Origin of the sequence: Pseudomonas sp. B21_DOA, assembly GCA_030544685.1 — a bacterium.
Taxonomy (GTDB): Bacteria; Pseudomonadota; Gammaproteobacteria; order Pseudomonadales; family Pseudomonadaceae; genus Aquipseudomonas; species Aquipseudomonas fluorescens_AO.
Genome location: CP086683.1, coordinates 3,804,755 through 3,825,824, shown reverse-complemented (window position 1 = coordinate 3,825,824; position 21,070 = coordinate 3,804,755). Strand labels below are relative to the sequence as shown.

The 21,070-nt window shown below is 59.9% G+C and carries 16 protein-coding genes and 5 pseudogenes; 7 read left to right on the top strand and 14 right to left on the bottom strand.

Annotation, left to right across the window (positions count from 1 at the left end):
• Positions 1-128 precede the first annotated feature (128 nt).
• The 3 genes from LJU32_17815 to LJU32_17805 form a co-directional block, all read right to left on the bottom strand.
• On the bottom strand, positions 129-806 hold the full coding sequence (locus LJU32_17815) for a DUF3313 domain-containing protein (protein ID WKV87542.1): 678 nt from the start codon (positions 804-806) through the stop codon (positions 129-131).
• Positions 807-935: 129 nt separating this feature from the next.
• Complete coding sequence (locus LJU32_17810) at positions 936-1,910, bottom strand: hypothetical protein (protein WKV87541.1); 975 nt, start codon at positions 1,908-1,910, stop codon at positions 936-938.
• A 161-nt stretch (positions 1,911-2,071) separates the two neighbouring features.
• Positions 2,072-2,563, bottom strand: coding sequence for a hypothetical protein (locus tag LJU32_17805; protein ID WKV87540.1), 492 nt, complete (start codon positions 2,561-2,563; stop codon positions 2,072-2,074).
• Positions 2,564-2,760: 197 nt separating this feature from the next.
• On the opposite strand from LJU32_17805, the gene LJU32_17800 reads away from it, so the two are divergent.
• Positions 2,761-3,456 (top strand): aspartate/glutamate racemase family protein, encoded by a 696-nt coding sequence (locus tag LJU32_17800; GenBank protein WKV87539.1) that lies wholly within the window; start codon positions 2,761-2,763, stop codon positions 3,454-3,456.
• Between the two features lies 1 nt (position 3,457).
• Here the strand turns inward: LJU32_17800 and LJU32_17795 are convergent, their stop codons facing one another.
• On the bottom strand, positions 3,458-3,973 hold the full coding sequence (locus tag LJU32_17795; GenBank protein WKV87538.1) for a GNAT family N-acetyltransferase: 516 nt from the start codon (positions 3,971-3,973) through the stop codon (positions 3,458-3,460).
• Positions 3,974-4,462: 489 nt separating this feature from the next.
• Between LJU32_17795 and LJU32_17790 the strand changes: the two are divergent.
• The 5 genes and pseudogenes from LJU32_17790 to LJU32_17770 all read left to right on the top strand — a co-directional run bounded on the left by LJU32_17790 (position 4,463) and on the right by LJU32_17770 (position 8,550).
• Positions 4,463-4,821: pseudogene (locus LJU32_17790) on the top strand (DUF6124 family protein).
• Between the two features lie 137 nt (positions 4,822-4,958).
• A complete protein-coding gene (locus LJU32_17785; GenBank protein ID WKV87537.1) occupies positions 4,959-5,459 on the top strand; it encodes a hypothetical protein in 501 nt (166 codons plus the stop codon).
• Positions 5,432-6,595 carry a hypothetical protein gene (locus LJU32_17780; GenBank protein ID WKV87536.1) on the top strand — a complete coding sequence of 388 codons (1,164 nt, stop codon included), beginning with the start codon at positions 5,432-5,434 and terminating at the stop codon, positions 6,593-6,595. The genes LJU32_17785 and LJU32_17780 overlap by 28 nt, the downstream gene beginning before the upstream one ends.
• Positions 6,595-7,485 (top strand): hypothetical protein, encoded by an 891-nt coding sequence (locus tag LJU32_17775; GenBank protein WKV87535.1) that lies wholly within the window; start codon positions 6,595-6,597, stop codon positions 7,483-7,485. Before LJU32_17780 ends, LJU32_17775 begins: the two co-directional genes overlap by 1 nt.
• A 706-nt stretch (positions 7,486-8,191) precedes the next feature.
• Positions 8,192-8,550, top strand: a pseudogene (locus tag LJU32_17770) (DUF6124 family protein).
• Between the two features lie 151 nt (positions 8,551-8,701).
• Here LJU32_17770 and LJU32_17765 read toward each other — a convergent pair.
• From LJU32_17765 to LJU32_17720, 10 genes and pseudogenes are all read right to left on the bottom strand, one after another.
• Positions 8,702-9,814: a LysR family transcriptional regulator gene (locus LJU32_17765; protein WKV87534.1), complete on the bottom strand. Its 1,113-nt coding sequence runs from the start codon at positions 9,812-9,814 to the stop codon at positions 8,702-8,704.
• A gap of 161 nt (positions 9,815-9,975) precedes the next feature.
• A complete protein-coding gene (locus tag LJU32_17760; protein WKV87533.1) occupies positions 9,976-10,923 on the bottom strand; it encodes a peptidylprolyl isomerase in 948 nt (315 codons plus the stop codon).
• Positions 10,920-11,389, bottom strand: a pseudogene (locus LJU32_17755) (YbjN domain-containing protein). Before LJU32_17755 ends, LJU32_17760 begins: the two are co-directional and overlap by 4 nt.
• A gap of 18 nt (positions 11,390-11,407) precedes the next feature.
• Positions 11,408-12,037, bottom strand: coding sequence for a DNA repair protein (locus LJU32_17750; protein WKV87532.1), 630 nt, complete (start codon positions 12,035-12,037; stop codon positions 11,408-11,410).
• A 17-nt stretch (positions 12,038-12,054) separates the two neighbouring features.
• Positions 12,055-13,751, bottom strand: a pseudogene (locus LJU32_17745) (putative porin).
• A gap of 39 nt (positions 13,752-13,790) precedes the next feature.
• The gene (locus tag LJU32_17740; GenBank protein WKV87531.1) at positions 13,791-14,495 is read right to left on the bottom strand and encodes a TonB C-terminal domain-containing protein; all 705 of its coding nucleotides are present in this window, start codon (positions 14,493-14,495) and stop codon (positions 13,791-13,793) included.
• A gap of 3 nt (positions 14,496-14,498) precedes the next feature.
• A complete protein-coding gene (locus LJU32_17735; GenBank protein ID WKV87530.1) occupies positions 14,499-14,924 on the bottom strand; it encodes a biopolymer transporter ExbD in 426 nt (141 codons plus the stop codon).
• Positions 14,925-14,935: 11 nt separating this feature from the next.
• Complete coding sequence (locus tag LJU32_17730) at positions 14,936-16,735, bottom strand: DUF2341 domain-containing protein (protein WKV87529.1); 1,800 nt, start codon at positions 16,733-16,735, stop codon at positions 14,936-14,938.
• 12 nt (positions 16,736-16,747) lie between these two features.
• Entirely contained in the window at positions 16,748-18,346 is a 1,599-nt protein-coding gene (locus tag LJU32_17725; GenBank protein ID WKV87528.1) for a ShlB/FhaC/HecB family hemolysin secretion/activation protein, read from the bottom strand.
• 53 nt (positions 18,347-18,399) lie between these two features.
• The gene (locus tag LJU32_17720) at positions 18,400-19,011 is read right to left on the bottom strand and encodes a transposase (protein ID WKV87527.1); all 612 of its coding nucleotides are present in this window, start codon (positions 19,009-19,011) and stop codon (positions 18,400-18,402) included.
• Between the two features lie 414 nt (positions 19,012-19,425).
• On the opposite strand from LJU32_17720, the pseudogene LJU32_17715 reads away from it, so the two are divergent.
• A pseudogene (locus LJU32_17715) lies at positions 19,426-21,050 on the top strand (NADP-dependent glyceraldehyde-3-phosphate dehydrogenase).
• The last annotated feature ends 20 nt before the right edge of the window (positions 21,051-21,070 follow it).

The following is a 21,070-nucleotide window of genomic DNA, read 5'->3' as shown; positions in this document are numbered from 1 at the left end:
AAAAGCGTTGTGTCAGGCAGCACATTCGAAACTGATACAGCGAAATGCGAGCAGGCTCACTCCCATACTGAATACGAGTCCAGTGTGGGAGCGAGCCTGCTCGCGAAAAGGCAACCAGCCTTACTGCATCATTTGGATTCAGATTTGAGTTTCAGATACGACTGATGCAGATCGCTTGCCCAGCCATCGATCACCGCTTTCATGTCGTCGGCTTTCATCACCTGGGAAGAGTTTTCCAGCGGTTTGCCGGTACCTTTGCGCACTACCTGCGCGATGACATGATTGGTCGCGCCGTCCATGAATACCGCTTCGGTGGCCAGCGTGGTTTCCTGGTCGCGGATACCAGTGGCCGTGCTTACTGCTGCGGCGACCAGTGCGATCGGGATCACTTCATAGACTTGCAGGCCTTCGGTCTTGCTGCTGACTGCGGTAATCGCCGGACGCACCACAATTACGCCCGGCCCGGGACCTGCGGCCAACGGCAGCGATTTGCCGAGTTCGCGCTTGAGCGCCTGATCGTAATAGCTGGTGATGCCGTTGAGAGTCTGCTGGGGGATTTTCTCGGTGGCTTGCGGCTTCGGGTAGAGCTGGCTTGGCTCTACGTAAACGCTGGTGAATTTATTGATGTCGAGTTTCGGGTCCATCCAGCGCATCACCTCGGCACCAGAGGGTGACTTGGCCTCCTTCAGCTGGCTGTAATCCTTGAGAAAGTCGGAATACTGGTCAGGCTCGACGGTTTTGCTGGAACAACCCACCACGCCAAGGGTGGCAATGCACAGCGTGCCCATCACGACGGCTAGCTTCATGCTGTAATTCCTTTGAGAAGGCCAAGACATTTTGCATAGGGGAGATACAGGTATAGCCAAAACCCCGGCAAATGCGATGGCCAATTGCAAAGTTCACATCCGACAGCGTGTGTGCCTCGCCAACCGGTATTACCAGGACGATGTTTCGCCACTGCGCAACGCCATCTCCCGCCGGCTATTGGCACGCATCGCCTTGATCAGCGACACCGTTCCCACCAGCAAAATCGCCGCACCAAACAGAAAGTCGATGTTGTACAGCTGGAAATCTTCCACCGGCCCGATCAGCAATGTCCGCACCACCGCAATCCCTACCAGCGTGGCGAGAAAGTCGATCCCCGGTTCATCGCGGTAGAACACCAGCATCAGCGGTAGGCACAGCACCAGCAGAAGCAGCAACACCACCACCTTGAACGAGCCTTTGCGCTCGACGGTGAACGCGCACTCATGCGCCCCGTAAGGCTTGTAGTCCTCGTCGCGGATCATCGAGTTCTTCTCGTTGATGTAGTCGGCGCGGTTGTACTTCTGGATCGGCGTGAAGGTGTTGGACATCTCCATCAACGTGGTGATGTTCTTGAAGCGCAGGTCGACGCGCTCGCTGCCCTTGAGGTAATACAGCACCGGTTTGTAGCCATAGCGATAGCTGTCGAACGGGAACGCAGCGGTCTGGGCGTGCACGCCAATCGGCCGTGGCTCGAGTTCGGCGAAGGCGCTTTTGTTGGTCGACGACAGATTGCGGCTCAGCGGCTGCACCTTGACCTGCTCGAGGAAGATCGGCGTCACGCCGAACGACCACTGCAACGGTTCCAGACGCAGGCGCAGCTCGTTGCGGCCCAGGTCGTAGCGGTTGAAAGTGCGTTCGGAAACCACCAGCGAACCGCCGACCATGAACTCGCCGCGCAGGTTATTGGTAACGCGCAAGGTCAGTTGATCCTTGCCCAGCAACGCCGCTTCCGTGGTCGGTGGCGTGCCGCACCACGCAGTGCTTTCGCCGACACCGCCAAGCTGGCCGTCGCGGTTTTCCTTGAATACATAAAAGTAACTGGCCCACAGCGTCAGCAGCAAAAGCGACGCGGTGAGACCGAGGATTTTTTTGCCCGGACTCACTGATAAGACTCCCTTCTTCGGTTCCATCGTCCAGCCGAAAACCCGCTGGCGACGGCGACTCTACCAAAAGGCCATCAGTGACCCAAGGGAAAATGCCGGATCGGCACCGAACCTAAGGGTTTCCCCGGTACTCGCCTCACTCCTACAGACGTCGCGTGCAGTCAGCTGCGATCGCGAGGAATCAGGCTTTGCAGTTGCTGGGCGAGGAAGTTTGCGTCGAAGGCAAAGGTATCCGGATCCTTTAGCCCATTGGTCTTGCGCCACTGCCACGCGCCATCCGCCAGCCCGACCAGCGAAATGCTCCCATACCGCGCCGCCGTCAGCCCCATCACCGCCAGGGAAATCTGCCCGCCGCTGCCCATCACATCAGGGACGAATTCCACCGGTTTACCGGCTATCACGATGCTCAGTTTTTCGGTCATGAAGGTCGACGTCTCTACTGGCACGCTCGGCCCGGACGCGACGTAAATCTCCCGACTCACTTCCAGCAGGTTCGGAGCCTTGACCGGTGCGAGCCATTGCTCGATCTCATCGAACAACGCGCCAATCCGTGTGGCCCACGCGGCCGATTGCGTAGTGAACAGTTGCTTCTTGTGCGCTTCGCTCTCGGCATAGTGACGAAGCATTTCGCCCAGTTGCTGTACGTCGTTCATTGCTATGTTCCTTGGAAAGGACCTGCGAACGGTGATAGTGGCAGATCCCAAGCCCGGCGTACGTTTAGTTCTTGCAGGTGCACAGTTGCGGGAAAGATCGGCGGTACAGTCAGCAGGTGCTGGCGTCGAGCCTCGAACAGCAGGAAACTCCGGGCAGACCTGAACGCTCGACACTGTCATTTGCTGGAGGAAATTCAATGCGCACCATCGGCCTTATCGGCGGCATGAGCTGGGAGTCCAGCGCCGAATACTATCGCCTGATCAACCAGCAGGTCCGCGATCGCCTCAGCCCTTTGCGCTCGGCGCAGTTGCTGATGTACAGCGTCGACTTCGGCCCGGTCGAACAGGCGCAGCATGCCGGGCGCTGGGACGACGCGGCGGCGATTCTGGTGGATGCCGCGCGCAGGCTTGAGGCCGGCGGCGCCGATTGCGTGGTGCTGTGCACCAACACCATGCACAAAGTGGCGGACCAGATTCAGGCGGCGATCAGCATTCCGTTTCTGCACATTGCCGAACCGGCGGCGCGAGCTGCATTGGAAATCAACGCGCGCACGGTCGGGTTGCTCGGCACCGCGTTCACCATGGAGCAGGACTTCCTCAAGCAGCGTCTTATCGCACAAGGACTGACGGTGCTGGTGCCCGACGAAGCCGAGCGCAAGGACGTGCACCGGATCATCTACGACGAGCTCTGCGTCGGTGTGATCAGCGAACAATCGCGTCAGATCTACCAAGGCGTCATCGAATCCCTGACCGCCCGTGGCGCTCAGGCAATTGTCCTCGGCTGCACCGAAATCGGCCTGCTGGTCAAACCCGAACACAGCGCCCTGCCCCTGCTCGACACCACCGAGCTGCATGCGCAATCGGCGGTGGCGTTCGCGCTGGAGACTGACTGATTCAGGATTTTGATGAACCGCGCAGACGGGCCATGCTCAGGGTGTCGACCCACTGCCCGTCGCGCACCGCGTAATCACGCAACAGCCCCTCGGCCTCAAAACCGAACTTGCGATAAAGCCCGATCGCCGCCTCGTTATCGGCGTACACCGTGAGTTCGACGCGGTGCAGGTTCATCCAGTTGTCGGCAACGTCCAGCGCCGCTGCCAACAACATCGATCCCACGCCTTTGCCCTGCCAGGCTACCGCGACCGCCATGCCGAAACTGCCGGCATGAGCGCGGCGCATGCGTGAACAGGCTTCCAGTCCAAGATTGCCGATCACCACACCCTGATGCAGCGCCACCAGTTTCAGCGCGCGCTCGTTGTCGGTCTGCAATCGCTGGCGCCAGACCTCGATGGACTGGAATGGCATCTGCAGCACCTGCCGTGCAACGGCGGGGTCGTTGTAGAGCGCAGTGATGCCTTCGAGGTGGGATTCGCGGGAGCGTTCGAGGTGGATGGCACTTGAGTCAGACATGGGATCGGTCCGTGACCAGCGTGTGGCTGGTCACTCTAAACCGCTGATCTGGAGTCTGGCGAGATTAAATTGTGGGAGCGAGCCTGCTCGCGAAAGCGACCTCACAGCCAACACCTGTTTCCCGGCAAAAACGTCTACCGTGCTGTCGCCAAATTTTGCCTTTTAAACGAGGGTGTTTAAAAGACACCTCCAGACACGCCTTCCAGGCTACAAATTCTTGCGCCATTGCCTACAGCTACGCCAGAATCCGCCGGCTTGTGCGCCTTGGCGGCGGGTTCTATTGTGGTGCGGTCGCTGACGAATCAGCGATCGGGTCTCGCAGCCCGTCGATCTCTGGACGCACAACACCCGCTACTTATGGCGGCTGTACGTGGGAGACCTTCGGGTCTGCCGGTTCTAGAGTCCCGGTCTGCGACCCGCGTATAGCTGCCACCTCCTTTTCGTATCGCAGCGAAATGTGGCGGCTCCGTCGACTCTAGGAGCTTCACCATGATCAAACCAACACCCAACCCACCCGAATCCGACCCCACCTCCCCTACGAATCCCTCGATTCAAAAAAACTCCACCAAGCCGCCGACCGCGCCCTCGACCACTACCTCTGCCCACCCGGCTCGACCCCACCGCCCTACAGCCCCCGCGCGATGTACGCCGTCACCGCCGATACGAAAAACGAGGACCTGCTGGCCAACGCCTGCGAAACCCTCGCCTCAGCCAAAACCATCGCCCAGGAATTCGCCGGACTGGTGAAACCGTCGCAACGCCGGACGCTAATGGGAATCGCGCAGTTGATCATGCTCGGAGAACTGGCGGTGAATCGGGTGCTGGATAATCTGGAATTACCGCGGTAGCGGGTCTCGCGACAGGCTTTGAATAAGGCGCCGGCAGTGCCGACTCCTTCGCGGGCAAGCCCGCTCCCACAGGGGTTTGTGTCGCTCACTCGGCTGCAGTTACAGCGCTGAATTTGTGGGAGCGAGCTTGCTCGCGAATGCGGAAAGTCGGTAACTGCAGCTTCGACTGGCAGACTGGAATCGCGATCAGGCTGGCTCCCACAAAAGGCGCGCAAGCCAAGGCCTGGCTCGACCGCTCGTCTGAAAAGAGCCTTTACCTGTCAGATCTGACAGGTGTGCATTTTTTGATTTCGCGCTCTGATGGTTCCAGTCTCTCCATCTCGGGAAATCGGACCATGACAGCTTCCAAGAAAAATACGCTGCAGTTGATTCCACCGAAAATCAAACTGCAAACCAAACCTATCCGGGGCGCGAACGTTGGTGTGCCGTTGCACGCGCTGATTCCCTACCCTGGGGCTATTTTCAGAATGGCTCAGGTCGTGATAGATCCAATACTCGCTGGCACTGTTGAACAAGGTGATGAAGTCGAGCTCTGGGCAACTTTTGATTCCCTGCCCCAAAAAACCACTGGACCACAAACCTGCCCCGCTCAATCAATGCGCCAATGCTGTTGGACACCACAACCATTAAAGACGTGAACGCCGAAATAGCGTTATTCATATCGGAAGGTCAGTTTTACTACGGCGTTGTCACTCGCCTCTATTACATCATCAGGCGCGCCAGCTCCAATATTGGAGAATCGCCAGCGCTCACCTTTATCTTCAACCTCATCCGACCGGGGCTGAAGGATCGTCTTACCGTTCCGGGCGGACATTCCGAACTCAAACTCCTGCTACCCGACAGCATCAAAAATGGCGTAGGTGCTGACTTTGTCAGCGCACAGGTAAGAGTCCAATACCCTTACTGCCGGGCATATGACTTGATTACCTTGATCTGTAATGGCGAGACCCTGGATGTGGAAGTGCAACCCACCCAAGCACCTGTTCCGCCCAGTCACGGTTCCGAAACGCCACTGAACATTGAGATAACCGTGGACAAGGCTTTCCTGATGAGAGCCAAACGCAACGATAACAAACTGGATTTTTTGTTCACTGTCCATGACCAGCTACTCAACTCCGCAGATCCAGACGCTCCTCGATCTCCGCCTCAGACGGTAGACGAAGATCTGGATGGCCTGCTGTTTCTTAAAGCAATCCTGCGGGAAATTGAAGGCGACACATCGGATGAGCCGGACATTATCGATCTGAAGAAGCTGGCAAAAAATGATTTGACTGTGGCCATCCTGACCGCAGATGGCCGTATCGCTGTAGGCGATGAGATTAAGGGTATTTACACCGCAACTCGTACGGGCTTTCCCGATATCGTCGAACCACTGAACGGCACCGTGGAAAAAGGTGATTTCGAGCCCAAGAAAACCTGCATTCTCAAAGTACCCAACCACAAGGTCATTGCGGGAAGCACGGTCACGGTGACCTATGAAGTGAAGCGAAACGGCAGCCTTTTGGGCAAATCCCAAACGGCCAAAGCCCAAGTTATCGGCACCAGTCTTGAGCTGAAACCACCCAGCGTCCTGCAAGCCAACGGCACAACCCTGGCGCCGCTCGATGCCCTGAGCAAACTCACCATCGCTGTCCCACAGGGCAACACGCTGCCTAGCGACTTGCTCAGCGTCCGCTGGACCGCCAAACCCGGGACACACGCTGAAGGCTCGATCATCACGACGCCAAAACTCATCAGCGAGATTGGCCTCAACAACGATCTCCCCCGCAATTGATGGCGTACAGTCTGGGCGGCGTGGTCAGCGTCAGCTACGTTATCACTCGCGATGGCGAAGAACTGCCTTCCGAAACACTGACCCTCACCGTGCAAGACCTGCCGCAATCAGCGCTTATCGCCCCACGGCTGAAAGAGGCGGACGCCGACGGCGAAGGCGCGGAACTCAAGCTCGCCAACCTCACGCCCGAAGGCAAAATGTGGTGCCCGGGCTTCCCGCTGATCGCCGAGGGCCAATTCGTCTGGCTGTTGTTCAAGGGTACGAACGCCAATGGCAAGCCCTACCAGGAATACATCTGGGCGCCGACGTCTGCATTTGTTAATGCGCAGTGGGTCAAGGAAGGCTTCTTTGAAGCGTTTGCGCCTTATGGCGATTTAATTGGGTTGCAGGATGGCAGCAGCCTCACGATCGAGATGTTTATCGCGTTTGGGAAAAGCGAAGAGCTGGCGTTGGCGAAGCGGTTTTTGATTCGGAGTTATAGGGTTAGCGCCGTGGATGAATCTTTGTCCGTAGACACCTCGCCGGTCGTTTTATCTGGACGAAATTATACAGTTGACCTTGCAGCAGTTAGATGGGAACTAACCGGAAATGACTTGCCCGGTACAGTCGTGACACGTGAGGCTACTGGCGGCAAACCGCCTTACACCTATACATCTAGTGCCCCTGAAATAGTATCCGTAGATACCACCGGCCGAATTCGTTCCGTCTGGAATGGAATGGCGAAGATTATCGTGTCTGATACCAGCGGAAAGTCATTGGAGATTCCCGTTCAGTCAAGCAACGTACAACAAATTCTAAGCGGCGGTGACAACCTCAGCGACGCAGCAGCTATGGCATGGATGCAGCGAGTAGGAGGAACCCCTTTCCACCAGAACCTCGGGATGATCTAAGCCTATTTAACTTAAAGTTTAGAGTTCTAGGCGGACCTGGCAGTCTGTATCAATATTACCCCGGTTACTACAGCCCTAGTGAGGACCGTAGGTTTTGGACGTACTCCTCTTGGAATTCAAATTCAGGATCCATGACCCCACTCATCGCAGCGAATATAAACGGACGTCCGTTCACTTGTAGTGCTTTATGCATAGCCAAAGCCGACGGATAAAACCTCTATCCAAGCCATAATTTAGAAAAAGGGGCGCATTTATTTATCGGACCCAACCACGGCGCGCCGTACTCCGATAAAGGGTGAATTTCACTCATGAGCCCCGGCACGCGCTCCGATAACTTCCCAGTTTTCCGAATTTTAAACTCAGGCGTTTAAAAGACACCTTCCGCAACGGTCTCAAGGCTACAAATCATTGCGCCATTGCCTACAGCTACGCCAGAATCCGCCGGCTTGTGCGCCTTGGGGGCGGGTTCTATTGTGGTGCGGTCGCTGACGAATCAGCGATCGGGTTTGGTAGCCCGGCTTAGACTTGGCGCATAAGCGTCACCGATACAGGCCCTTTTTGGGGGTTGTATTTATGGTGGTCATGCGCAGGGCGTCTTCGGGCGCGCCGGTTTTCCAAGTCACCGGTCTACCAACCTTCGTATGGCCACCACCCCTTCGTTTGGTAGCGAAAGATGATGGCTCCTTTTTTGATTTGGAGCTTTACCATGACCAAACCCACACCCAACCCACCCGAAACCGACCCCACCTCCCCTACGAATCCCTCAATTCAAAAAAACTCCACGAAGCTGCCGATCGCGCCCTCGACCACTACCTCTGCCCTCCCGGCTCGACCCCACCGCCGTACAGCCCCCGCGCGATGTACGCCGTCACCGCCGACACCAAAAACGAAGACCTGCTGGCCAACGCCTGCGAAACCCTCGCCTCAGCCAAAACCATCGCCCAGGAATTTGCCGGACTGGTCAAGCCATCGCAACGGCGGACGCTGATGGGGATTGCGCAGCTGATCATGCTCGGGGAACTGGCGGTGAATCGGGTGCTGGATAATCTGGAATTGCCGCGGTAGCGGGTCTCGCGACTGGCTTTTAATAGGGCGCCGGCAGTGCCGACGCCTTCGCGGGCAAGCCCGCTCCCACAGGGATTTGTGTCGCTCACTCGGCTGCGGTTACACCGCTGAATTTGTGGGAGCGAGCACGCTCGCGAAAGCGGTGGGTCAGTCACTGAAGCGTCGACTGGCAGATTGCATTCGCGAGCAGGCTCGCTCCCACTCCAGATACGGTTTGCTCAGTTACGGGTGTGGTCTCTGTGCTGGCGTGATCGCGAGCAGGCTCACTCCTACAGGGGGCGCGTTGAGGCTGGAACCATTCGTGGCGTTCGTTGAAGGTTTGCTGGATGAGGTCGGTGAGGGCTTTGGTTTCGGGCATGTGTTGCGAGTCAGTGTTGATCGCCAGCCACGCGCGTAGCTGCATCGGTTCGGCGAATAATCCAGGCAATGCGATCAAACCACGATCGAAGCGGCTCATGTATGAGGGCAACAACCCAATGCAGGCGCTGCAGCGAATCATCTCTAACATCAATTCATAAGATTGCATCTGCACTACACCAGCCAAGCGCTGCTCAACCAACTCATTCCACGGTCGAAAACTCTCAACCCGCCGATCATGCTGCCATTGCACCAACATGAAGTCCGCCAGATCATCCGGTGTTTCTGGTCGTGCAGTCACGCGGCTGTAGCGCTTGGCGATATGCGGCAGATACTCAATCGGCGCAAGGCATTGCGGTTCGCTGGTGGCAAACGCTGGGCCGGGATTAGGGCTTTCGCCGGGCGTAAGCCATAGGACGATGTCAGCGCTGACTGCACGCAATGCCAGTTCGCTATCCAGCGCGATGATTTCAAGGCGCAGGCTGGCATTTCGGCGCAGCAGTGCGATGAGGTCGCGGCCGAGGATGTCGTGGAGGATGGATTCGGCGATGGCCAGACGGATCAGTGGTTGTTCGATGACCGGGAGTTTGCGTTCGTGGGCCAGGGTGATGAGTCGGGCCTGCAACTGTTGGCCTTCGCGGGTAAGGCTGAGGGCGCTGCCCTGGAAGCTGAACAGGCTGTGTTGCAGTTGCTGTTCAAGTTGCGCGAGTTGTTTGCGCAATAGAGTCGAGCGTACGTTGAGGCTGCGCGCGGCTTGCATGAAGCAGCCGCAGCGGGCGCTGGCGAGGAAGTATTGGGCGACTTCGTTGTCGATGGTCGCGGCCTGGTTTAGCCAGGGGTCGGGTTTGGTTTGGGGCGAGTTGTAATCAGCGGTGGCCGGGCGTCCTGCGGGTTCGGTGAATGACATTGATGACTCCCTGTCGATCTTTGTAGTTGCCTTGAGTGCGCCATAGACCCTGTGGGAGCGAGCTTGCTCGCGAAAGCGTCAGCACATTCAACATATTTGCTGACTGATACTCCGCTTTCGCGAGCAAGCTCGCTCCCACAGGGGTTGTGGTGTAGGTGAAATCAGTGTTTTTCCTCGAGGATTTTGTTCAGTTCAGCGCCGTCGATGCTCAGGGTGGCGGTGTTGAGCATGCCGTCCAGGTAAGCCTGGGCGATCTGCTCCTGGCGTTGCGCGCGCAGGGCCTGGGTCAGTTGGTCGCGCAGTTCGTCCAGGGTTGCGGTGCGGGCCGGTTGTTGTTCGGTGAGTTTGATCACGTGGAAACCGGCGGCGCTTTGCACCGGATCTGACACGGCACCAACCTTGAGCCGCGCCACGGCGCTACGTACTTCCGGCACCAGTTGTTGCAATGGTTGCAGGCCGGTATCACCGCCCCGCTCTGCCGTCACGCGATCCTGTGAATATTGTGTAGCGAGCGCCGGAAAATCGGCCGGCGCTGCCTGAGCTTTCTTGCTCAACTCAAGTGCTTGCTTGCGCACCGTTTCCGCATTAGAAGCATCACTGACGCCAAGGAAAATCTGACTGACCCGGTACAGTGCCGGCGTCTGCCAATTGGCCTTGCCAGCGTCATACGCCTGTTGCAACTCAGCCGCGCTCGGATACTCCGCCGGCACCTGACTCACCGAGCGCAGATAATCACGAAAGACGATCTGCTCAGTCGCCGCTCGGGTCTGCCGGGCAACGTCCGGTCGTTGCGCCCAACCCTGCGCATCGGCCTGTTCCAGCACCGCTTTCTCGGCCAGTCGCGATCGAATCCAGCGCTCCAGCGCCTCACGATTGCCGCGCAGTTGCTCGCGGGTTTGCGCCGGGACAATGGCCAGCAGCGCCTGCAATTCCTCTGGCGAAACCTGCTGATTGCCCAACCGCGCGACCGCTGGCCCGGCTGCAACCGCCATCACCGGCGACGGCTGCTGGGCGGCGACCGGATCACTCCCCGGACGCAGCACCAGCGCCACGGCCACCACCAACAACGCCAGCGCTCCGGCGCCGATCACCACGGCAGGCTTCTTCACAGCGCAACTTCCTCTTGTTCGGCGACCGCCGATTTGGCGGTTTGCGCAGCGGCGGTCTGACTGAAATCGCGCAGGTAAACGATGAATTCCTGCAACAGGCGATCCCACAATTCCAAATTGCCGCGCAGGTGCTCGTTGCTCACGCCAGCAGCCACGACCACGTCCATCTCCATGACCAGAAACTCGCCCTGCAACGACAACCGCGCAAACCGCCGCGTCGCGTTCCACTGCTCGGCCACGCCCTCAGGCAATTCACCCTGTACACGCAGCGCACAGCTGAAAGTGAAGTCGACGTAGCTGCCCTGCTCCACCGCCGGGTTGCCGAAACGCACGGCATAGCCGATGCCCTGACTGGCACTGAGCAACTGAACGATGCCGTTCTGTTCGCTCTGGTTGACGCGATAACCGGCGGCTTGCAACACGTCGGTCAACGATTGCGGGAAACGTGGGAGATCAATTGAGTCATGCCTTTCTTCCTTGGTAATTAGTGTGCGAGCGCCGCTTGCGGCGCGTCGAATCGGGTTTTGTAGAGCTCGTCGCCAAAGCCCTGCGCCAGTTCTTCGAACTTGACCCGGGCGCTGCCGGCGAAGGGCTGCCGGATCTTCATCACCTCAGCGACGTCGATGTTTTCGTAGGCCGTGAGGATCTGTTTGGCGACGCCGTACATTTGCTGATTCTTGGCTGAACATTGCTGCACTTGTGTGTCACGTTCCGCCAGTTGCGCTTGCAGCTTCGAGCGCTCGGTTTCTTTGCCGCGAGCAAGAACCAGCAATTCGTCGTAGGCTTTTTTGAACTTGCCGGTCTGTTCGGCACTGGCCGCCACTTGCGCCTGCGCCTGGCTGTGCAGGCTCTGTTGTTGCCCGGCCAGTTGCTCGGCAAGACCTTTGGCTTTGGCCAATTCGGCAGTCAGTTGCTTGATCTGCGCTTGCGCTGCCTTGGCTTCGTTCTGCGCCGCCAGTTGCGCGGCGCTGGCCTGGGCCTGTTGGCTTTGCAGGGCCTGCAATTGCTGGGTGGTGCTGCGCAATTGCGTGCGCAGGCGTTCCTCCATGCCTTCGGCGCTCGCCCCGGTGGCAATCAACAAACCCAGGCCCAGCGCGAGAAAACGCGTGTTCATAAAGCTCTCCCGGCGCTTTAGAAGCGCGTGTTGATCTCAAGCTGCAAGACGTCGATGTCGAACGGCGCGCCGTACACCGCTTCGGTGCTCATCCAGCGCCCGGTGGCGGAAACGTTCTTCGCCAGGCCGTAGTTGCCGCCCATGAAATAGCCCTTTGCATTGGTGCCGCCGAGGTGGAACGACGAGTCGTTGAAACCGTCGGGCAAGGCGTCCGGCTGGATGTACTTGTAGCCGGCGAACAGGTTCCAGTCGCCTTTGCGCTTGAGGTCCAGCGCGTTGCCGAGGGTGAACTGCACCATCCACGCGTTGGCGCCGCTTTCGATCTCGCCGTTGCTGTCGAGGTTATTGACGATCTGCCCGGCGGAACGCTTGCGCATCTCGCCTTCGTCGTAGCTGAGGTTGTGGATGTAGTTGCCCTGGCTGCGCAGTTTGAAGTCCTGCGGCAGGTCGGCATCCCAGACCACGTTGAGATCGAGCAGGTTGAACTCGGACGCGAGGCCGACAAATTGCGGCTGCGGCGTGGCGCTCGGGTTGAGCGGGTTCGGCGTGATGTCGCGCAGCAGGAACACGCTGTTACCCTTCTGCATGAACGCCGCGCGGGTGCCATCGCTGTCACAGCCCGGCGCGCCGGCCCACGGTTCGCAAGGGCTGGAGCGCTGGCCCTGAATGTCGTCGAAGCGGTAATAGGCCAGCGCACCTTTGAGGCGGTTGTTGCTGTTGATCGCCCATTTCGCGCCGAGCTGCGCGCCGTACAGCCACTTGTTGTCGCTCTCTTCCTTGTCGAAACCGTTGCTGCTGGAAGTGTCGTTGGTGTAATCCACCGGGAACGCGCCGACCGTACCGAACACGCCCCAATCGCGGTTGAGCTTGTGATCGAAAATCGCCGCCACACCGTCGAAATTCAGGTCGTTGGAATAGAGCATGTCGGTGGACATGAACGGGTTGGCGAAGCGCCCGCCAGTCAACGTCAGCTCTTCCATTGGCTTCCAGGTCAGATAGCCCTGATCGAGCCAGATGTCTTTCTTGGCGAAGCCGCCGCCGAGGTTCTGCGTGGTCGATACCGGGTTGTTGTCCGAACCGGTGCCGATGCGGATGCCCGCGGTCCATTCCTCCGAAATCACCGCTTTCATGCCCAGGCGTGCGCGCAGGCGAAAGAGGTTTTCGCGGTCTTCGCGGGTGTTGAGCAACGGCGGCAGGCTGGTGCTGCTGTTGGGATTTACGTCGTACGGGCCATTGTTGTTGAGCTTGGCGAAGTCGACAATTTCGTTGCTGTTGTTGCCCGAGTAGTAACGCGATTCGTCACGCAGGCGAATGTCACCGTCGAAACTGATGCGCGAGGCCCAGTCCGGGAAGGTATTCGGCGCTGCCCAGTTTTCCTGTTTGGCGGTGGCCATGACCTCGGCTTTGACCTGATCGCGGATCTGGTCACGCACCGCTGCCGGCACGTACTGCACGCGCACATCCCCGGCGCGGCGACCGGCCCGGCCGCGACTGCGGTAGAAGCCGCCGCCTGTTTCGCCTGCGCCGCTTCGTTCTGCGCCTGGGCGATCAGCGCGTCGGCCTTGTCCTGTTTGAGAATGCCCTGCTCGACCAGCAAGCGGATCAGATTGATCGTGGCGTTCTCCGAAGGCGCAGGCGCTGCCACGGCCTGACCGACCAGGGTCGCAATGACCATGCCGACCGCCAGGGACAATCGATTCACATTGGAAATCATCTGCACACAACTCCTTTTGCCGAAGCTTGAATAAGTGAATTAACCCGGACGCCGCCCTTGCAGGGACAGGCGCACGGGCAAAGTGATGGAGGCCGGAGGCCGTTCGCTGAGGGCTGGCGCACCGCGTAATGCGCCCAGCACTTGAGTATCGATTTGCGGGTTGCCGCTGGACTTGATCAGCTCGACGCGGGTGATCTCGCCGACGCTGCTCAGCCAGACATCGGCCTGCAGTGAAAACGCGAGGTTGCGCAGCTCGGGGTTCTCGCGCAGCAAACGCTGGAAGGTGAACGCGAGAAACTGGCTGTACGTACCCGTGCCCAAACGCCCGCCACCGGCTCCGGCCATGCCGCCGCCCTTGCCCGCGCCGATGTTGAAAGCGTCGCTGCCGGACTGCGCGTCGCCGTCCATTTGCATTGGGTTGGCCAGATCGTCCGCCGGCGATGGCGGCGCCTCTTCTTCAGGCTTGACCTCCTCCGGCTCCGGCGTTGGCTCGGGCTCGACAACCTTTTCTTCCACCGGCGTTTCCGGCTCTGGCGGTTTCTCCGGCGGCGGTGGTGGCGGTGGCGGCAACGGAATGATCGTCGGCACCTTCGGCGCTTCGCGGCGCACGCCGGCCATGTCGTTGGCCCACTGCCAGAGGAACCACGCGGCGAGCGCGCCGACCAGCAGCCCGGCGCCCCACTTCACATAGCGCAACGGCGACTTTTTCACGGGCGGCGGTTCGATCGGGAGTTGTGCGGTCATGACTCAGCCCTGACTCGGTTTGCCGGTGACGAGACCGACCTGGGACAGTTCGAGCCGGCGCAGCAGGTCCAGCACTTCGATGACTTTCTGGTACTGCACCGTCGCATCGCCACGCACGATCACCGGGAAGTCCGGGCTCTGCGCTTTCTCGATGCGCAGGCGTTCTTCCAGCTCGGCCAAGGTCACCGGGTAGGCATCGAGAAACACCTGGCCGCCGTCGTTCACCGAGATCGCCTTGGTCTTGGCCTCAGACAGCGACACCGACGCGCTGGCCTTGGGCAGGTTGATCTGGATCCCGGAGACCTGCGCAGTGGCGGTGAGGATGAACATCACCAGCACCACCATCAGCACGTCGACCAGCGGAGTGATATTGATGCTGTCGACGGCGGCATCGTCATCATCATCGTGAGAGGCATTTACGGAAGCCATTGCAGTGCTCCTCAGGCCGGTACGGAGTGGTTGGCGTGATGGCCGCGCTGGTGCGATGCCTCACTGAACTGGCTCTCGCCATGCATTTCCGCCAGACGGGTGATGAACTCGTCGACGAACACGCGCATGTCGGCGCTGACTTCCTTGTTGCGGGTAATCAGGCGGTTGTAGCCAAACAGCGCCGGGATCGCGACGAACAGGCCCATCGCTGTGGCCAACAGCGCGGCGGCCATACCGGGAGCGATGGCGTTGATATTGACGTCGCCGGCCATCGCCGTGCCGAGGAACACCACCATGATCCCCAGCACCGTGCCGAGCAGACCGATGTAGGGGCCACCGGCGATGGCGTTGGACAGGGTCGAGAGTTTCGAACTCAGTTGCTGGTTTTCCCGAGTGCGCACGCCGTCCATGGAGCAGCGGATGGCTTCGATGGTCGCGGCGGAAACCGACGAGGTATCGGCGCCCTGCTCGCGGCGGGTGCGAATCTCTTTGACCGCCACCAGATACAGGCGCCACAGCGAGGAATGCTGCAGGCGCTGCGCCAGTTGCGCGTCGTCGGCGAACATTTCCAGTCGCGTGCCGACCTTGGCGAACTGCACGCGGAAGTCTTCGTTGGCGGCGGTGACGCGGCTGAGGCTGCGGTTTTTGCGCAGCATGATGATCCACGACTGGAACATCATCAGCACCAGCACGGCGATGATCACCCAGGCGTCGATTGGCACCGCGTTGAGCAGGAAACCGAGGCTGCCGAAACCGAATCCGGACTGTTCTTCATCGACGCCATAGGCGACCAATTTCGACTCGGCGCCTTGCGAGGTGGCATCGGCCAGCAACAGCGCGGCGGGACGGGCGACTTTCGACAGGCGCAGTTCATCAATCGCGCCAGCGAATGGCTGGAACGCGCCTTGCTGCAGATCGGCACCGATGGCCATGACCGAGTTGAATGCCGGCATCGCCTGAGCCAGTGCAGCGCTCTCGCGACCGTTAATGTAGAGGGTGACTTTCGAGCCCTCAGCGGTCAGCGCAACGTGTTGCCATTGCGCCGGAGTCAGTGCCTGGGTAGCAGCGGCGCGCTGGCCGTCGATTTCCACGAATGGCAGACCCTGGCTTACGCCGACCAACAGACTTTGCGTGCCTTCGCGTCGAGCGACAATCAGTTGCTCGCCACTGGCCTGATCCAGGCGCAGCCAGGCGCTGAAAGTGAACGCGCTACCCGCGTTGTGTTGCAGCGACGGACTGGCCGGCAGCAATAACGGCTGACCGCTGAACTGCAAGGCACGGCCGACGACGCCATCGATCGCTGTGCCGGTCGCGCTTTGCGCGGTGTTGCCGTACGCCGTGGTGTCTTTCGCCGGGGTGCCGGTGGCGCCGTCGAAGTGATACAGCGCGGTGTAATTCGGATCGAAGGTGAGTTGGCCGTTGCCGGTGGCCGGGGCTTTCTGGTTGCCGTAGTACATCCAGATGTCCTGACGCTGACCGCCCTCTACATTCGGCACATCAACCCAGATCAGCGCCATGCCCATCAGCGCATCGAAGCTTTCGATCTGGTGATTGAGCACAGTCTTGTCATCGGCGGCGACAAAGCGCAGATCGGAGCCGTCCTCTTTCACACCGTCGAAGGTGAAGTTGCCGGTGTGCAAGCGCACCAACAGCGCGGTGCGGCCAAGGGCCTGATTGATCGCCGCGCCTTGTGGCGTGGTGTCGACGGCGATCTGTTTGCGGTAATGCCAGTCGTCCTGCCACCAGGCCTGAGCCGTGGCCGGGAGCACGAAGCCCAGGCAGATCAACAACGAAAGGAAGAGGCGTTGCATGGACGTGCTCCGTTAGAAAGTGGCTTGAAGGTTGAAGTGCAGGCGCGATTCCTGCTTTGAGGTGTTCGGCCCTTCGAGTAGCGGGTAGCCCCAGTCGAGGCTGCCGGACAGCCATTTACTGAGGCTGGCGCGGGTGCCGAGGCCGACGCTGGCGAGGGCGTAATTGGCGTCCTGATCCGGTAGTTCATCGCGCAGGTACAACTGCGCGCCTTCGGCGAAGGCATAGAAGCGCCAGTCCTGCATCCACGTGCCGGCAAATTTCGCCAGCGACGGTGTGCGCAATTCCTGGCTGAGCAGGTAGCCGTCATCGGCTGTGCGTTCGGCGGCCAGATAGCCGCGCACCGAGGTGGCGCCACCGGCGGAGAATTGTTCGTTGGAAACCAGCGGCCCCGAGGCGAGTTGGAATGCGGCTTTGCTTGCGCTCTGCCAGTCGCTGTCGAAGGTCCAGGTGTAGTTGGTGTCGCCCTTGAGCACGGCGAAACTCGGTTTGGCGCGATAGCGTTTGTAGTCGAAGTCTTCGTCGTCGCTGCCGTAGCCGAACACGCTGCGGGTGGCGGCAACCAGGCTCAGGCCGAGGCCGAGTTGGCTCTTTTCGCTATAGCGATAACCGTTGTAGGCGAAGGTGAACGGCGCGTATTTGAGCGGCACCTTGTCGCTTTCGCCGGACAGGCTCAGGCGTTCGTCGAAGTCCTTGAAGTCGATGCCGGCCGACAGCGAGTTCGACCAGTTGCCGCTCGAGGGCAGCGTGTAAATCGCCGCGACGCCGTAAGAATGACCCTTGCCCAGCACGTTGCTGCCGCCGATGGTGGCGACATTGCTGTCGGACTGGTAACCGGAGAACTGCACGCTCCAGCGCTCGCTCAGCGGCGCGGTGTAGGAGCCCGACCAGACTTTGGCGTTGTCGGTTTCCTGCGGCGCGGTGAAGAACGTCAAGTTGACGCTGTGACCGAGCTGCCAGAGGTTGTTGTAACCGAGACTGGTGACGCTGCGCAGTTTTTCAGTGTCGGCGCTGTAGTCGTTATTCAGGCCGACACTGGCCGTCCATGGGTTCTGGTCCTCGACCTGCAAGTCGACATCCATGGTGCCGGGGCGCTGGCCTTCACGCACCAGCGGCATCACTTGCCGGCCGGGCGTTTTGTTGAGCTGCGCCAGTTCGCGCTGGACCTTGGCGAAGTCCGGCACCTCGCCTTCCTTCAGCGCCGGTACGTTGTCGCGGATATCCAGCGGCGAATAGTGTTTGGCGCCGACCACGCGCACCCGGCCGACCTTGGCTTCACTGACTTGCAGATAGACGATGCCATCGGCCACGGCCTGCTCGGGCAGCTCGACAAACACCGATTGATAGCCGCGTTCCTGATAGGCCTTCTGCAACGCATCGCGGGCGCCTTCGATGTCGCTCAAGGCTTTCTGCGGACCGAGAAACGGGTACACCGCTTCTTCGATCGCCCGCGCATCGAGCACGGTGTTGCCGCGCACGAAGTATTCGTTGACGTCGACCAGTCGCTGCGCGGCGGGCGCTGCTGTGCCCTCCTCGGCCAGCGCCGGCTGCGCGCCCGCCGTCACCAGCAGCCAGCCGCATAGCGCCAGCCGTGACGTGAAAATCCGTTCCACACTACCCCTGAAATTCGCGATGACCTGTGGGCATTGGCGCCCGGTGTGATGCGTCAATTGCTGATCGTTGTGGCGCAGGCGTGCTTGCCCAGCCAGGTGTGCAACAGCGCGAAGTTCAGCGAGAACTCGGGCATTTGCAGCAAGGCGCCGCAGAACACTTCGCCGATGATTTTCTGAATCAGCAGCACCGCGCGCGGCTCGTTGAGCAGCGTGGCGATGTCGCGACTGAGGGCGCTGAAACTCCAGACTTTCTGGTTCAGGCCGAGGCCAACGAACCAGCGGAACAGCAGGTTGTAGTTCAGTTGTTCATAGAGCTGCTGCTCGCTGGGCACCGAATAGAGCAATTGCAGGAGCAGGATGTGCATCACCGTCTGCGCGGGAATGAGCATGCCGGGTGCGGCATTGAGGTCGCGCAGCAGGTTCTGGTGGGCGTCGAGCAGATCGTCGATCTGCGGGCGCAGCAGCACCAGCGAATGGCCCGGCGGAATGTAGCTGGAGACCTCTTTCAAAGCGCCCTGCCAGTCTTCCTGCGAGACGATCCAGACCCACGGCGCGCCGTAGCGATACACCGAAACCGGCTTCTTGCGCGCGGCTTCGACGATCTTCGACAAGCGTTGATCGAGCTCCTGCATGCCCACTTTCGAATAGCGTTCCATAGTCCCCATTGCCTCACTCCCGGCGTCCCGCCTCGGCTTGCAAAGTGCGCCCCGAAAGGCCCCTCAAGCGCGTTACACAGGCATGACCGGACTGGCAAAGGGCTACCGAACTTTTGTCATAAAAGCTTCATTACGAAACTGCACATGGCCCGCGAAATCACTCAGACCCTGTGGGAGCTGGCTTGCCAGCGATGGCGGTGGGTCAGTCAATCAAGCGGGTGGATGTGCCGACCCCTTCGCTGGCAAGCCAGCTCCCACAGGGATTCGGGGTGGCATGAAGATTTGGCGACGCACCCGCCCTTCTGCCCTGCACCGTTGCGTGACATTCGCATGACATTCACAGGGTTAAATCCCGGCCCGTTCAGGCGTATAACCTTCACAAGACTTTCAATCGGCACGCCGACATCAACACAGGGTAGTGACATGACCACAGCAAACATCCTTGGCAATCTGTTTCCTTCTGTCAGCGACACCCCGGAAAAATACCGTCTCGATGGTCAGGTCGAGCAACGCGAATATCTGGTCGACGGCCAGTTGCGCCGCTGGGACGGCCCGCTCGCGCAGGTGCGCAGCCCGGTTTATCTGCAAGGCGAAAACGGCGAAGAACAGGTGATCCTCGGCAGCACGCCGCTGCTGGATGCCGAAACCGCGCTCACCGCCCTCGACGCTGCCGTCCGCGCTTATGACCGGGGCCAGGGACTGTGGCCGACCATGCGCGTGGCCGAGCGCATCCAGCATGTCGAAGCATTTCTCGCCCGCATGCGTGAGCAGCGCGAAGCTGTGGTCAAGCTGCTGATGTGGGAGATCGGCAAGAACCTCAAGGACTCGGAAAAAGAGTTCGATCGCACCTGCGATTACATCGTCGACACCATCAACGCCCTGAAAGAACTCGACCGCCGCTCCAGCCGTTTCGAGCTGGAACAGGACACCCTCGGCCAGATCCGCCGCGTACCGCTTGGCGTCGCACTGTGCATGGGCCCTTACAACTATCCGCTGAACGAAACCTTCACCACGCTGATTCCGGCGCTGATCATGGGCAACACCGTGGTATTCAAACCGGCCAAGCTCGGTGTACTACTGATCCGGCCGTTGCTCGAGGCCTTCCGCGACAGCTTCCCGACCGGCGTGATCAACGTCATCTACGGCAGCGGCCGCGAGACCGTCAGCGCACTGATGGCCAGCGGCAAGATCGACATCTTCGCCTTCATCGGCACCAACAAGGCCGCCAGCGACCTGAAGAAACTGCACCCGAAACCACACCGCTTGCGCGCCGCTCTCGGTCTGGATGCAAAGAACCCCGGCATCGTTCTACCCGAAGTCGATCTCGACAACGCCGTCAGCGAAGCGGTCACCGGCTCACTGTCGTTCAACGGCCAGCGTTGCACCGCGCTGAAAATTCTCTTCGTGCATGAAGACGTGGTCGAGAGCTTCATCGAGAAATTCAACGCCAGACTGGCCACGCTCAAACCGGGCATGCCGTGGGACAGCGGCGTGGCGCTGACGCCGCTGCCGGAGTCGGGCAAGGTCGATTATCTGCACGGCCTGGTCGCTGACGCGCAAAGCAAAGGCGCGCAAGTGGTCAACCCCAATGGCGGTGAGTCTCACGCCTCGTTCTTCTACCCGCAGTGCTGTACCCGGTTAACCCGCAGATGCGCGTCTATCAGGAGGAACAATTCGGCCCGGTGGTGCCGATCGTGCCTTACCGCCACCTCGATACCGTCATCGATTACGTGCTGGAATCCGACTTCGGCCAGCAGCTGAGCATTTTCGGCACCAACCCCGTCGCGGTCGGGCGGCTGGTCGACACCTTTGCCAATCAGGTCGGGCGGATCAACCTCAACGCCCAGTGCCAGCGCGGCCCGGACACGTATCCGTTCAACGGTCGCAAGAACTCCGCCGAAGGTACGCTGTCGGTACACGATGCATTGCGGGTGTTTTCGATCCGCACGCTGGTCGCGACCAGGTTCCAGGAAAGCAACAAGGATCTGATCAGCGAAATCATTCGCGGACGTGATTCGAGTTTCCTGACCACTGATTACATTTTCTGACGAGGACCTTGCACTGAGTA